The organism is Acetobacter sp. (assembly GCF_022483985.1).
Taxonomy (GTDB): domain Bacteria; phylum Pseudomonadota; class Alphaproteobacteria; order Acetobacterales; family Acetobacteraceae; genus Acetobacter.
This window is the reverse complement of the sequence record NZ_JAKVME010000001.1, coordinates 1,597,982-1,611,386: the sequence shown is the minus strand read 5'-3', so window position 1 is coordinate 1,611,386 and position 13,405 is coordinate 1,597,982. Positions and strand designations below refer to the sequence as shown.

The window sequence follows — 13,405 nt, the reverse complement described above, 5'->3', positions numbered from 1 at the left end:
TTTTACTTCAGAGTGATGATTGCCTCGGTCTGAACGATTGGATCAACCGTATCCAGCATCGTACTCATGCCCCATTGCCGCTGATCGAAACTTGCTGTGCTGCTGATTTCGGTCAGTGTATTACGCGAAAAATGCATCCCGACCTTGAAGGTCAGGGGGTGTGTCTGTCCCCGCATCGTGAGTTTGCCAACCAGTAAGGTCTCCAATTTTCCATTTGTAATTTTCGGCTGACAATCACCAACAAAATGCATTGAGGGATGACTGTCACTGTCCAGCATGAGCCCGGACAGCATGGCCGTCCGCAGAACGGCGCTCCCCACCTTCAGGGAATTGACATCCATACTCATATCAACGTGACAGACCTGTGTTTCAGGGTCGTAGGAAAGCGCACCTGAGACTTTCTCGAATGTTCCGTCGATGGATGCCACCAGCGTCTTGGCGTGAAGTCGGGACGTCGTGTTGGCAGGCGTCAAGGTGACATGCTGTGTGGCTGCGTGGGCCATGGTGGGCGTAACAAGCAGAGCGATGAGAAGAATGTGTTTCATCATGGGACTTTCTTCCGGTGACGTGGAAATGCAACGGCGCTTTTAATGATGAGGTGGACAGATTTCTGGCGGAGATTTCTGCCACATGGTGATTTCTGCCTGACACTTTCCTGCCTTGTCTGGATCCCCCGGTGTTACGTCAGAAAAGCAGTGCGGATACTGCTTATGTGCCTCCTCGATCCATCCAGCTGAGAATGCCGTAGTTGCGACTGTAAGGCCTTGTAGAATTGTACAGAATCTTGCAAACCAGAAAATAACCCGAATATGATTCTGGTATCTGCATGCGCAATCGAGAGTCAGGGTAGTTATTTTTGCCTGAACTTCGGTTTTTGCCATATCAGGTTGTGGTTTGTTGTTTTTTATTTTTTTCCACATTTTTTGAAGTGATTTGACTGGATATTGAATATTTATCTGGTTGACCGTGTCGGCGGTAATAAATATTTTTGCGACTTCAAATCCGAAAAATATGATGAAAGATGTATTGAATGCCCACGAGAAGGGCACAAATCCACTTATGTTTTTTGCAATTGAATAGAATGGTGGAAACAGCGTCGATGGGGCTGTCGTGTAAAATAGTGTGCCCATGCCCGCGACAAGGATGCCGGATGCAATGAGTTCGGGCGTTTTCAGGTTGTTGGTCAGTATATTTTTATTTGTATCAGGAAGGGTCTGTATGTAGTTGTCAGTCAGGGCGCATGCTTCAGGATAGGCCTCATGACAATCGTTGAGTATGTTAGCCAGACTGTTTGCAATAGAACTAAGTGGCTTTTTTCTTTTCATGTTTTTTGTCATTCTTGTTTAATGTTTTTTGGTTGATATTGTTGCGGTCATATAGATCAACATTTTTGTGAATATAGTGAGGCGGAAAGGCGACCTCCCCACAAGTGCCCCGGCTGTGCTATCCTCTCTCCCATGCCACACGCCGATTTCGTCCATCTCCGCGTCCATTCCGCCTACTCCCTCAGTCAGGGAGCCATCCGAATCCCTGAACTGGTTGCGCTGGCCAAAGGGATGGACATGCCCGCCGTCGCGATCACGGACACGGGCAATCTGTTCGGTGGACTGGAATTCTCACAATATTGTTGGGGAAAAGGCATCCAGCCGATCATTGGATGCCAGATCGGCCTGCCATCTCGTGATGACCGGCCGGGTGCGCCGTCCGAGCCGATCGTGTTGCTGGCCAGAAATGAGGAAGGGCTGTCGAACCTTCAGTTTCTGTCTTCCGCGGGTTTTCTGGAAGGGGACGCGGCGGACCCGACAGTCACGCTTGATATGCTGTGCGAACGGAGCAACGGGCTTTTTCTGCTGACCGGGGGCACCCGTGGTCCGCTTTATCAGATGCTGGCCGAGGGGCAGCATGAGCAGGCGGAAACGTGGCTGGCGCGGCTGCGTGAAGCGTTCGGCGACAATCTGGTTGTGGAGCTTAACCGGTTCGGTCTGCCGATAGAGGAGGCGGTCGAACCCGGTGTGCTGGCGCTTGCGGACCGGATGCGCCTGCCGATTGTCGCGACGAATGAGTGTTTCTTTCCGCAACCCAAGATGCATGAGGCGCATGATGCGTTGATCTGTATCGCGCAGGGACGGACCATGGCGGAAAAAGACCGCTGGAAGGTCTCGCCGGAATGCTGGTTCAAGTCGCCAGCCGAAATGCGGAAACTGTTCGCTGATCTGCCGGACGCCTGTGACAACACGCTGGCGATTGCGAAAAGCTGCGCCATCAAGGTCGAAACGCGCAAGCCGCTTTTGCCGATGTGCCCAAAAGTGCGAGAGGGGCAGACCGAGGACGAAACCGTCCGCGCGATGGCGCGGGAGGGACTGGAGCTTCGTCTCTCGGCTATCAGTGCAGATGAGAAAACCGCTTCTGTTTACAGGGAGCGTCTGGAGTTCGAGCTTGAGATCATCTCGCGTATGGGATTCCCGGGTTACTTCCTGATTGTTGCGGACTTCATCCAGTGGGCAAAGGCCCATGATATTCCGGTTGGGCCGGGCCGTGGTTCCGGTGCAGGCTCGCTGGTGGCGTATGCGCTGACCATCACGGATATTGATCCGTTACCGTTCAATTTGCTGTTCGAGCGCTTCCTGAATCCGGAACGTGTTTCGATGCCCGACTTCGATATCGATTTCTGTCAGGATCGGCGCGATGAAGTGATCTCCTATGTCCGTCGCGAATATGGTGGCGACCGTGTGGCGCAGATCATCACCTTCGGAAAATTGCAGGCCCGTGCAGCAGTTCGTGACGTCGGACGTGTGCTTGGGCTGCCCTACGGCATGGTCAATCGTGTTGCCGAGCTGATTCCCAACAACCCGGCCAAACCCACCACTCTGAAGGAAGCCATAGACGGCGAGCCGAAGCTTCAGGAAATGCGGGATACGGACGAAGCCCTTCGTCGTCTGATGGAAATCGGGCAGCAGTTGGAAGGGCTTTACCGTCACGCCTCGACCCATGCGGCTGGCGTGGTGATCGGTGATCGCAAGCTTGTTGATCTGGTCCCGCTCTATCGCGATCCAAAGAGCGACATGCTCGTCACGCAGTTCAACATGAAATATGTCGAGCAGGCCGGTCTGGTGAAGTTCGACTTTCTGGGTCTGACCACGCTGACCATTCTTCAGCGTGGCGTGCGCTTCCTGAAAGGTCTTGGTATTGAAGTCGATCTTGCGAAAATACCGCTCGACGACAAGCTGACTTACGAAATGCTGTCACGCGGCGATACCGCTGGCGTGTTCCAGTTCGAAGGCGCGGGCATGAGGGATGTCCTCAAACAGATGCGCCCGACCCGTCTGGAAGACCTCATCGCCGCTGTGGCGCTCTATCGTCCCGGTCCGATGGCCAACATCCCCGATTACTGTCGTCGCAAGCATGGCGAGGCATGGGAGCCCCCGCACGAGGAAATCCGTGACATTCTGGAAGAGACCTATGGCATCATGGTCTATCAGGAACAGGTCATGCAGATCGCCCAGAAGATGGCGGGCTATAGTCTCGGTGCGGCTGACCTTCTGCGTCGTGCGATGGGCAAGAAAATCCGTGCTGAGATGGACACGCAGCGTGAGATTTTCACGGAAGGCGCGACAGGGCGCGGCATCCCGAAGGACAAGGCTGTTGAAGTCTTCGACCTTATGGCGAAGTTCGCTGACTATGGCTTCAATAAATCTCACGCAGCCGCCTACGCATTGGTATCGTATCAGACGGCGTGGATGAAGGCGAACTACCCCGTGTCGTTCCTCGCTGCCTGCATGTCGCTGGCGCGGGAACGGACGGAAAAGCTGGCGGCCCTGCGACAGGAGGCCGAGCGTCTGGGTATCCGTGTACTGCCTCCTGACATCAGCAAGTCCGATGCCGACTTCAAGGTGGAGAAGCAGGAGGACGGCACGCTCGCCATTCGTTATGCGCTGGCGGCTGTCAAGAAAGTTGGTTTTGTCGCCATGCAGGGGCTGACGGACGCGCGGGGTGGCAAGCCATTTCGTGATCTGGCTGATTTTTCCGCTCGGGTCGATCCGAAGAATCTCAACAAGATGCAGCTTGAAAACCTCGCGCGGGCGGGAGCTTTCGATTCAATGGAGCCGAACCGGGCCCGCGTGTTCAGCGCTATCGAGATGATTCTCAAGCGGGCTCATGCCCGTGTGCAGGAAATGAATAGCGGGCAGGGCGGTCTGTTCGGTGGTCCCGCCGAGCCGGAGCCGCTGCTTCTGGCAAAGGAACAGGACTGGCCCGAGTTCGAGAAGCTGTCTTACGAAGCGGATGCGATCGGTTTCCATATGACTGGGCATCCGCTTGATTCCTACAAGCCGGTCATGCGGCGGCTGGGCGTTGTTCCCATGTCCCATTTACTGCCGACAGCGGAGGGGGGGATCACCCGGGTCAAAATTGCGGGATGCGTGGTGGACCGCAAGGAGCGCCCGACCCGGAGTGGCAGCAAGATGGCCTGGCTGCGGCTCTCTGATGCAACTGGAAGTTGTGAGGTGACGCTGTTTTCGGAGGTGTTGGGACGTGTCAGGGAGTTTCTGGTGTCGGGTCGCGCCGTGCTGGTGACGGCTGATCTCAAGCTGGAAGGGGAAGCACTGCGCATCACGGCCACGGATCTGGTGGAACTGGAGGATGTGGCTTCCCAGACTGGTGGGGAAATGCGGATATGGCTTGAGGATGCTGGTGCTGTCGGTGATATTCAGGCCGTACTGTCCCGGCAGCAGGGGGGTAAAGGCAGGGTTGTCCTGCTGCCGCGTATTTCGGACACACAGGAGTTGGAAGTGCGTCTGCGTACCGGCTACCGGTTGAGTCCGGTTGTCGGACAGGCTCTGAAGATGATTTCTGGTATAACGGCAATCGAAATAAGGTGATGCAACTTTTGGTTGCATTTTTGTCTATGAAGTGACATAGTTTGAATCCTGAATAACTAAACTGTCCTCGGAGAAGCAGGATGGATATCTCGACAACTGCCTCTGCTGTGCAGACCGCCATAGCGTCTCCAGTGAAGGATGAGGCGCGGAACGGTTCGTCAGCGAATAAAGCTGCGACAAGTTCCACGGCAACGACAGGTCTTAATGCCCTGCCGGTGATCAATCCGGCGTCGCATATCGATCCGGCGCTGGGGATTGTGGTGGTCGAGACCTATAATACGACCGGAGAGGTCGTTGATCAGTATCCGACCAGCCATATGATGCAGCAATATTCTCTCTACGGTCTGTCCCAGAGTTGACTGCGCACGGTCCTGTGAGCAATCGGTCTTTGGTTGTGCAGAATATTGATTGATATCAAGGCCGAAGCATAATTCGGTTACACTGGTATGCGTATCGACGACTTGTATTCGTTGTAACGGAGGTTGATCCTTCCACGCTGTCATTGCACGTTGCCGAAAAGCGTGGAGCAGGCAGAGCCGCTCCTTGGCGCGGTAGCCGGTGCGGGTAGCGGGAGAATACAGGATATGTTGACGCAGCAGGAAAGCCGCGCAAATCAGGCGGCTGAGCTTCAGGCTGGTCAGGAGCGGGACGCCGCTGCGGTTACAAGTCAGCTTTATCAGCGCACTGGTCCTGACCTGCGTCGTGTCGGTCTTAATCGTGACTTCTGGTATCCGGTGGCGTGGTCTCACAAGATCAAGCCCGGCAAAGCTTTTGCAACACGCTTCGCCGGTGATCCCATTGTCATCGTCCGCCCTGATAATGGCGCTCCCATCTACGCTCTGGAAGATCGTTGCGCCCATCGACAGGTGCCTCTCAGCAAGGGAACTGTCGATGGTGATGTCGTCCGCTGCTGCTATCATGGCTGGTCATTTGACCGAAAAGGCTCGTGCGTCACGGTGCCTTATCTCAACAAGCCCGGTGTTGGCCGCGGTGTGAAGACGTATCCCTGTCAGGAGCGTGGCGGGCTGGTCTTCATATTCCCCGGTGATCCGGAACTGGCGCAGAGTGTGCCGGTCCCGGTGCCCTGTCAGGCCGACAACCCAGAGTTCAAGACCCGGCATTTCGATCCGCTTGTGAACTGCCACTATTCTTTCATGCATGAAAATCTGATGGACATGAATCATCAGTTTCTGCATCGGAAGCAGATGGGGCAGATCACGGCCCGCTTCATGGGGCAGAGCAAGGGCGAGAACTTTGTCGAGGCCAGCTACAGCTTCGCCCGGAAGGGCGGCGATCAGCCGCTGGCTGAACGGCTGATCTTTGGAAAGCATGACAAGACCATCGACGTCAAAGACCAGCCGGTCGATGAAATCGTCACCATTCGCACAACCTATCCTTATCAGACGCTGCAGATCAGGGATAAGGACGGCGATCTCGTTATGGATCTCTGGGTGGCGTATGTGCCCATCGGCAAGGACGAGGCGGTGACTCAGAGTTATGGCCTGCTTTCGGTCAAACGGCCGAAATGGAAATTCCTGCTTGATCTGGCCTGGCCGGTGCTGGGAATCTTCACCAACCGCATCTTCATGGAAGACAAGGAAATCGTGGAGATGGAGCAGCAGGCCTGGAAGGAGCTGGGGGGCGACCACAATGTCGAGGTCTTCCCGGTTGTGCGCAATCTGAGAGAGTTGCTGATCCGCTCGGGTGTCCCGCTGCCAGCAGAGAGCTGATTCTGGATGCGCTGACGAGGTCTGGCGCAGTCTTCCGTGTAACAGCCCCGGAGGTGACTGTTTGGTTGCAGTTGAAGCTTCGGGGTTGATTTTTTCGCGGGAAATAGTCATACCGCGCCTGCCTGTGCTCAGTGGCGCAGGACTTCACACGCAGCGTCCGCACTGGTGTCCGTTTTTTCGGATTGGGTGCGCTGCGGAGGAATAACCGGAACGCAAGGATTTTGCATCATGGCGATGCCTGATTTCACACTGCGTCAGCTCCTTGAAGCTGGCGTTCACTTTGGTCACCACACCCGCCGCTGGAACCCGCGCATGGCGCCGTACCTGTTCGGTGTGCGTAACCAGGTTCACATCATCGACCTGCAGCAGACGGTTGTCCTGCTTGACCGCGCCCTGAAAGTGGTCCGTGACACAGTCGCTGGCGGTGGCCGCGTTCTGTTCGTCGGCACCAAGCGCGCCGCATCCGATCAGGTTGCCGAGGCTGCCCAGCGCTGCGGTCAGTACTACGTCAACCATCGCTGGCTTGGCGGCATGCTGACCAACTGGAAGACCATTACGGGCTCCATCAAGCGTCTGCGTCAGATCGAAGAGATGCTCGACGGCGAAACGCAGGGTCTGACGAAAAAGGAAATCCTCGACATCACCCGCGACAAGGAGAAGCTTGAGCGCTCTCTCGGTGGTATCAAGGAAATGGGCGGTCTGCCCGATATCCTGTTCGTCATCGACACGACGAAAGAGAAGCTGGCGATCGAGGAAGCCAACAAGCTTGGTATTCCGGTTGTCGCCGTTCTCGACAGCAACTCGAACCCTGAGGGCGTGACCTACCCGATTCCGGGTAACGATGACGCCATCCGTGCGATCGAACTGTATTGCAACCTGGTCTCCGGCGCTGTTCTCGACGGTATCTCCGCCGAGATGACAGCTTCCGGTCGCGATTTCGGCGCTGCTGAAGAGCTTCCGGTTTCCGAGGCTGCCGCGGTTGAAGAAACGGCTGAAGCTCCTGCTGAAGTCGGCTGATTGAATACAGGAAGCGTGCGGTGTCCAGCCGCATGTTTTTCTGATGAAAGATTGCAAGCACGTCCCGCAGGGTGACGTGCTTGCTGCTATTGTGGAGAGAGAATCATGGCGGAAATCACTGCTGCCCTCGTGAAGGAACTGCGCGAGAAGACCGGCGCAGGCATGATGGACTGCAAGAAGGCGCTGAACGAAGCCGCTGGTGAGATCGAAGGCGCCATCGACTGGCTCCGCACGAAGGGCCTCGCTGCCGCAGCGAAGAAGTCCGGCCGTGTGACAGCCGAAGGTCTCGTCGGCGTTGTTTCCGAAGGCAAGCGCGCTGCGATGGTCGAGGTGAATGCCGAGACAGACTTCGTGGCCCGTAACGAAGCATTCCAAGGCTTTGTCGAGGAAGTGGCCAAGGCCGCTCTGACGGCTGGTGAAGACCTTGAAAAGATCAAGAACGCAGTGGTTGCTTCCGGTCGTACGGTTGCCGACGAACTGACGCACCTCATCGCCACGATCGGTGAGAACATGTCGATCCGTCGCGTTCGCGTTCTGGAAGTACCGTCGGGCGTTGTCGCCACCTACATCCACGGTGCCCTGAAGCCGGGCCTCGGCAAGATCGGTGTTCTGGCTGCTATCGAGGCGCCCTCCGAGAGCGACGTCATCATTGCTCTGGGTCGTCAGGTCGGTATGCATGTCGCGGCGACGCGCCCTGCCGCTCTGGATGTCAGCAGCATTGATCCGGCTTCCGTCGAGCGTGAGCGCACGGTGCTGAAGGAGCAGGCTCTGGCTTCCGGTAAGCCTGAAGCGATCGTCGAGAAGATGATCGACGGTCGTATCCGCAAGTTCTATGAGGAAGTCGTTCTTCTGGAGCAGGTGTGGGTTCATGACGGCGAAAGCCGCGTGCAGGCCGTTCTCGACAAGGCTGGCGTGAAGCTGGTTGCCTTTGACCGCTACCAGCTTGGCGAAGGCATCGAGAAGGAAGAAAACGATTTCGCTGCTGAAGTGGCCAAGGCTGCTGGCGGCTAATCAGCGGATCGTTCTGATATGAGCGGGGGCGGGGCATCTCTTGAGTGGGAAGCACCCGCCCTTGTTTTATCTGTCGCGCCCTTCGGAGAAGCGGATGCTCTCGTGCATCTGTTCTCTCCGGCTCAGGGTGTGTCACATGGTCTGGTCAAGGGCGGCCTTGGACGCCGTAATGCCGCAACATGGCAGAACGGCAATCTCGTGCAGGCCCAGTGGCGGACGCGTATTCCGGGGCAGCTCGGGACGATTTCCGGCGAACTGGCAGGACCAAATGCCGCCCGTGCATTGTCATCGCGCGCCAGTCTCGCCTGTCTGAGCTCTCTCTGCGCTGTCGCGGATAGCGCGCTGGCGGAAGGCGAGCCTTATCCCGGGCTATGTCAGGATAGTGCGCAGGTGCTCGCGATGCTCGGGACACAGGGCGTGGAAACGGAGATTTCGACGCTCATCCGGTGGGAGACGGTCCTGTTGCGGGACCTTGGTTTCGCACTGGATTTGTCCTGCTGTGCCGTTACGGGTCAGGCCGATGCACTGATCTACGTGTCGCCCCGTACGGGGCGCGCCGTATCCCGGGAAGGAGCGGGAGAATGGGCCTCACGCCTGTTGCCGCTACCCGGCTTCCTGATTGAGGACGCCGACTGTGGCGCACCAGAGGACTGGAGGGACGGTCTGCGTCTGACAGGCCATTTTCTCTCCCGCGACGTATTTGGTCCTCTTCATCGCCCGCTTCCCGCGGCGCGAATCAGATTGACGGATATTGTGCAGTCTTTCGTGGCGGGACCGGTGAGCGACTGACGGGCTGTCTTCCCAACGCGTTAATGACACCGCAGTCTGTGCGGCGGTCACGCGGGAGGGCGGACGCGCCTGTGTTTTATCGAACGGGTGGTGTCAGCGGCTTCCAGCGTGGGTTTCTGTAACCTCGGCTTCTGGCAGATGAGAGGTTGAAGCCTGAAAGTCTGCACAGAGAGCGGAAGAGGATCGCGTTCAGGCTCAGGGTGCGGGCTATTCTAGAAACGCTGTCACTGTTCCAAGTGTATCGAACTGGACGCTCACATGGGTCCGGTGCGGCACGAAAAATGCACCAGACAGAGAACCGGTTGTCACGATGGTTCCTGCCTCGATCGGCAGTCCGCGCCGCGCCGCATGAGCAGCCAGCCAGATCAGCAGCCGCGTCAGGTCGCCCGCCGCATTACCTCCGATCTGCTCCGATACGCGGCGGTGATCAATTCTCATCACGAACTTTTCCTGAGCGGGATCGAAGCGCCGCCAGTCTGAAAAAGCCGGACCAAGAATGAGCGCTCCGTGATTCTGCTGGTCAGCCATATGCGCCAGACGTGGCTGGGTGTCGGGTGCGATGAAGCGGGTATCCACGACCTCAATGGCCGGATGGACGCTGCCGATGGCGGATAGAACGGCATCCGGGGTCAGATCCGTGCCGACGGCTCTGTCGAAACGATAGGCGATTTCGGCTTCCACCCCGCGATGATTGAAGAAATCGGCCGGGAGGATGACACCATCTGTAAACAAGGTCTCAGCATGCAGAGGGGCGGCAGAAGGTTCCGCGTCCGGACCGGATGCGCCGACCTTCCAACCACGCACGGGACCGCTCAGGGCTGCGACATGATTCTGGACCTCATAGGCGGCTTCTTCTGAGTCCGGGATGAAATGAGGAGGAAGCGAGATGATGGGAGGCGCATCGCCTTTGCGGACGACATGCAGGGTACGCGCCAGTATCAGGGAACTGGTCGGTTTGCTGAGGCTTTCGGGCATGATCTGCCTGTGTCCGGGTGTAAAATTCTGTCTCTGATTTATAGGGCTTTAACCGGCTCGGACGAAAGACGCAGGAAAGGAAAATCCTGCTTTCCCCATTCTGCTTGTCTGAAACCGGATGGATGTCTTTCATTTTCACAAACGGAGAGCAGGTTCCTGATTCGCACGGCAGATCAGGACTGAAAGACTGCGATCTTTCCGTTTGTTCCCATGCTGAAGAAATTCACCATTCAGCGCCGATGACATGCTTTGGCTGGTTGGGACCGGGATCGGCGTTTTCTGACCAGACGCTCCAGTCCCAGCCCGGATGCTGGTTGATCTCGGCTGTCATCGCCGCCTGACTGGGCACGCCCTTCAGCGTTTTGTGGGAGTAGTCCACGAAAGCGGCCTGACTGCCCATATAGACGCACCCACACCCGATACGGTCGGCGTAAAGGTAGACGGGGCCTGTGGTGGTCGGACGATAGGTCAGCATTCCGGCCGGGATAAGATTCATCATCTCGTCGCGGGCTGTGGTATTGGCGGCATGCGCCGTAAAGCCGCTGTAAGCGAGTTGTTCACCGGTCCGGAGATACCGGTCAGCCGGTGAACAGGCGGAAAGGCCGCCCAATGTGGCGAACAGAGAGATGAGGCGAAATGTCGGACTGTGTGAAAAACCTGTCAGGACGTTGGCCAAAGCGTATCTCTCCGTTATGGGTGCGCACGACGGAGGACACAGGACATGAGTGACACGTTCGCAGGCCATATCGAGGATACCCGACTTACCGACGCCCTGAGCGAGCGGTATCTGGCTTACGCGCTGTCGACAATCATGTCCCGCTCGCTGCCGGATGTGCGGGACGGTCTCAAGCCGGTGCACAGGCGACTCATCTTCGCCATGCACCAGCTCCGCCTTGATCCCGCATCCGGGTTTAAAAAGTGTGCACGCGTCGTCGGTGACGTGATCGGTAAATACCATCCGCACGGTGACGCCTCGGTCTACGAGGCGCTCGTCCGGCTCGCACAGGATTTCGCCGTCCGATTCCCGCTCGTGGAAGGGCAGGGCAATTTCGGGTCCGTGGACGGCGATAACGCCGCCGCCATGCGATATACCGAAGCCCGGCTGACCAAGGTCGCGCAGGCGCTGCTCGAAGGCATCAATGACGACGCCGTCGATTTCCGTCCCACCTATGACGGCGAGGACGCCGAGCCGATCGTCCTGCCCGCCGCCTTCCCGAATCTGCTCGCCAATGGTGCGGCGGGAATCGCCGTCGGCATGGCCACCAGCATTCCACCGCACAATGCCGGTGAAATCTGCGCCGCCGCCGCGCTTCTGATCCGCAAGCCCGAGGCCACTGTGGCCGAGCTTCTCCAGCATATGCCCGGACCGGATTTCCCGACGGGCGGCATCATCGTCGAGGATTCGGACGCCATCCTGAAGGCGTATGAGACCGGACGTGGCGGTTTCCGTATCCGCTCCCGCTGGGAAGTCGAACAGGGCCGTTTCGGCACATGGCAGGTGGTGGTCACGGAAATCCCCTATCAGGTGCAGAAATCCCGTCTGATCGAGCAGATCGCCGACCTGCTGGTGCAGAAAAAACTGCCCCTTCTGGCCGATATCCGCGACGAAAGCTCGGCTGATATCCGTCTGGTGCTGGAGCCGAAAAACCGCACCATCGAGCCGGAAGTGCTGATGGAGACGCTGTTCAGGGCGACCCAGCTCGAAAGCCGCTTCTCTCTGAACATGAACGTCATCGGCCCGGATCGCGCTCCCGCCGTGCTCGATCTGCGATCCGTGTTGCAGGCGTGGCTCGATCATCGTCACGAAGTACTGGAGCGCCGGAGCGCCCATCGTCTCGCCGCCGTCGAAAAACGTCTCGAAATTCTCGAAGGCTTCCTCGCCGTCTATCTCAATCTCGATGAGGTGATCCGCATCATCCGCGAGGAGGATGACGCCAAGGCCAGCCTGATGGCGACCTTCCGCCTGACGGACATGCAGGCCGAAGCCGTCCTCAACATGCGCCTGCGCAGCCTGCGAAAGCTGGAGGAGATCGAAATCCGCAAGGAGCATGGCGCGCTCTCCGCTGAACGCGATGAACTCCGCGCTCTGCTGGCCGACGAAAAACTCCGCTGGTCCCGCATCGCCGCCGAGGTGAAGGAAATCGGCAGGAATTTTGGTTCTGGTCCGCTGGGCGCACGTCGCAGCACGCTCGGCGCACCACCGCCGCAGATCGACCTGTCCGCCGCTACGCTGGTCGAGCGCGAGCCGCTGACCCTGATACTGTCCGAAAAGGGCTGGGTCCGTGCCGTGAAGGGCCACGGCATCGACGCCAGCACCCAGAAATTCAAGGAAGGCGACGACCTCCGCCTCGCTCTGCCCTGTCAGAGCACGGACCGTATCTGCTTCTTCGCCACGGATGGCCGTGCCTTCACAGTCAGTGTGGGCGATATCCCGCGTGGTCGCGGTGACGGCCAGCCCGTACGTCTGCTGATGGATCTGTCCAACGACGAGGAGATTCTCTCCGTGTTCGTCATTGAAGAAGGCATGAAGCGTCTTGTCGCCTCCAGTGTCGGACGCGGCATGATTGTGGCCGATACCGACTTTGCCGCTGAGAAGCGCAGCGGAAAGCAGGTGCTCAATCTCAAGGATGACGAAAGTGCACGTCTCTGCGTCCCTGCTCAGGGTGATCAGGTCGCGGTCTATGGTGGAGACAAGCGTCTGCTCGTCTTCCCGGTCGATCAGCTCCCCGTGATGGCGAAGGGGCTGGGCGTCACGCTCCAGAAATATCCGGATGGCGGTGCGAAGCTCGGTCTCCGTCAGGCCGTGGTGTTCAGTGCGGCGGAAGGGCTGCTCTGGCCGGGCGCTGTGAGGGTCCGTGGCTTTGCCGAGCTTGAGCCCTGGGCCGGAAAACGCGCTGCCACGGGCAAGGCGGCTCCACCATGGGCGATGAAGAAAGCCTGATCTACTCCTTGCGGGTGAGCGCCCGCGTCATCGCGTTGGTTCGCATCATGCGGGACATTTTCTCA

The 13,405-nt window shown here is 57.9% G+C and carries 11 protein-coding genes; 7 read left to right on the top strand and 4 right to left on the bottom strand.

Features of this window, described 5'->3' with window-relative positions; all coding sequences use genetic code 11:
• Positions 1 to 2: 2 nt before the first annotated feature.
• A complete protein-coding gene (locus LKE90_RS07115; RefSeq protein WP_291493961.1) occupies positions 3 to 548 on the bottom strand; it encodes a YceI family protein in 546 nt (181 codons plus the stop codon).
• A 39-nt stretch (positions 549 to 587) separates the two neighbouring features.
• The gene (locus LKE90_RS07110) at positions 588 to 1,325 is read right to left on the bottom strand and encodes a hypothetical protein (protein ID WP_291493963.1); all 738 of its coding nucleotides are present in this window, start codon (positions 1,323 to 1,325) and stop codon (positions 588 to 590) included.
• Positions 1,326 to 1,457: 132 nt separating this feature from the next.
• Between LKE90_RS07110 and dnaE the strand changes: the two genes are divergently transcribed.
• The 6 genes from dnaE to recO all read left to right on the top strand — a co-directional run bounded on the left by dnaE (position 1,458) and on the right by recO (position 9,424).
• Complete coding sequence (gene dnaE, locus LKE90_RS07105; protein ID WP_291493964.1) at positions 1,458 to 4,877, top strand: DNA polymerase III subunit alpha; 3,420 nt, start codon at positions 1,458 to 1,460, stop codon at positions 4,875 to 4,877.
• Between the two features lie 80 nt (positions 4,878 to 4,957).
• A complete protein-coding gene (locus tag LKE90_RS07100; protein WP_291493966.1) occupies positions 4,958 to 5,236 on the top strand; it encodes a hypothetical protein in 279 nt (92 codons plus the stop codon).
• Between the two features lie 225 nt (positions 5,237 to 5,461).
• Entirely contained in the window at positions 5,462 to 6,607 is a 1,146-nt protein-coding gene (locus LKE90_RS07095; protein ID WP_291493972.1) for an aromatic ring-hydroxylating oxygenase subunit alpha, read from the top strand.
• Positions 6,608 to 6,835: 228 nt separating this feature from the next.
• Positions 6,836 to 7,624: a 30S ribosomal protein S2 gene (gene rpsB, locus LKE90_RS07090; RefSeq protein ID WP_291493976.1), complete on the top strand. Its 789-nt coding sequence runs from the start codon at positions 6,836 to 6,838 to the stop codon at positions 7,622 to 7,624.
• A gap of 105 nt (positions 7,625 to 7,729) precedes the next feature.
• Complete coding sequence (gene tsf, locus LKE90_RS07085) at positions 7,730 to 8,635, top strand: translation elongation factor Ts (RefSeq protein WP_291493977.1); 906 nt, start codon at positions 7,730 to 7,732, stop codon at positions 8,633 to 8,635.
• An 18-nt stretch (positions 8,636 to 8,653) separates the two neighbouring features.
• Positions 8,654 to 9,424 carry a DNA repair protein RecO gene (gene recO, locus LKE90_RS07080; protein ID WP_291493978.1) on the top strand — a complete coding sequence of 257 codons (771 nt, stop codon included), beginning with the start codon at positions 8,654 to 8,656 and terminating at the stop codon, positions 9,422 to 9,424.
• 207 nt (positions 9,425 to 9,631) lie between these two features.
• Here recO and LKE90_RS07075 read toward each other — a convergent pair whose 3' ends face one another.
• The gene (locus LKE90_RS07075) at positions 9,632 to 10,399 is read right to left on the bottom strand and encodes a 2-keto-4-pentenoate hydratase (protein WP_291493979.1); all 768 of its coding nucleotides are present in this window, start codon (positions 10,397 to 10,399) and stop codon (positions 9,632 to 9,634) included.
• A gap of 223 nt (positions 10,400 to 10,622) precedes the next feature.
• A complete protein-coding gene (locus LKE90_RS07070) occupies positions 10,623 to 11,075 on the bottom strand; it encodes a hypothetical protein (protein WP_291493980.1) in 453 nt (150 codons plus the stop codon).
• Between the two features lie 45 nt (positions 11,076 to 11,120).
• Here LKE90_RS07070 and parC point away from each other — a divergent pair, with 45 nt between their 5' ends.
• A complete protein-coding gene (gene parC, locus LKE90_RS07065; RefSeq protein ID WP_291493984.1) occupies positions 11,121 to 13,340 on the top strand; it encodes a DNA topoisomerase IV subunit A in 2,220 nt (739 codons plus the stop codon).
• Positions 13,341 to 13,405 lie beyond the last annotated feature (65 nt).

Excerpts from the sequence above, each read along its gene's own strand:
- tsf (WP_291493977.1), top strand. The coding sequence starts at position 7,730 with ATGGCGGAAATCACTGCTGCCCTCGTGAAGGAACTGCGCGAGAAGACC.
- LKE90_RS07095 (WP_291493972.1), top strand. The coding sequence starts at position 5,462 with ATGTTGACGCAGCAGGAAAGCCGCGCAAATCAGGCGGCTGAGCTTCAG.
- LKE90_RS07115 (WP_291493961.1), bottom strand. The coding sequence starts at position 548 with ATGATGAAACACATTCTTCTCATCGCTCTGCTTGTTACGCCCACCATG.
- parC (WP_291493984.1), top strand. The coding sequence starts at position 11,121 with ATGAGTGACACGTTCGCAGGCCATATCGAGGATACCCGACTTACCGAC.
- dnaE (WP_291493964.1), top strand. The coding sequence starts at position 1,458 with ATGCCACACGCCGATTTCGTCCATCTCCGCGTCCATTCCGCCTACTCC.
- recO (WP_291493978.1), top strand. The coding sequence starts at position 8,654 with ATGAGCGGGGGCGGGGCATCTCTTGAGTGGGAAGCACCCGCCCTTGTT.
- LKE90_RS07075 (WP_291493979.1), bottom strand. The coding sequence starts at position 10,399 with ATGCCCGAAAGCCTCAGCAAACCGACCAGTTCCCTGATACTGGCGCGT.
- LKE90_RS07110 (WP_291493963.1), bottom strand. The coding sequence starts at position 1,325 with ATGAAAAGAAAAAAGCCACTTAGTTCTATTGCAAACAGTCTGGCTAAC.
- rpsB (WP_291493976.1), top strand. The coding sequence starts at position 6,836 with ATGGCGATGCCTGATTTCACACTGCGTCAGCTCCTTGAAGCTGGCGTT.
- LKE90_RS07100 (WP_291493966.1), top strand. The coding sequence starts at position 4,958 with ATGGATATCTCGACAACTGCCTCTGCTGTGCAGACCGCCATAGCGTCT.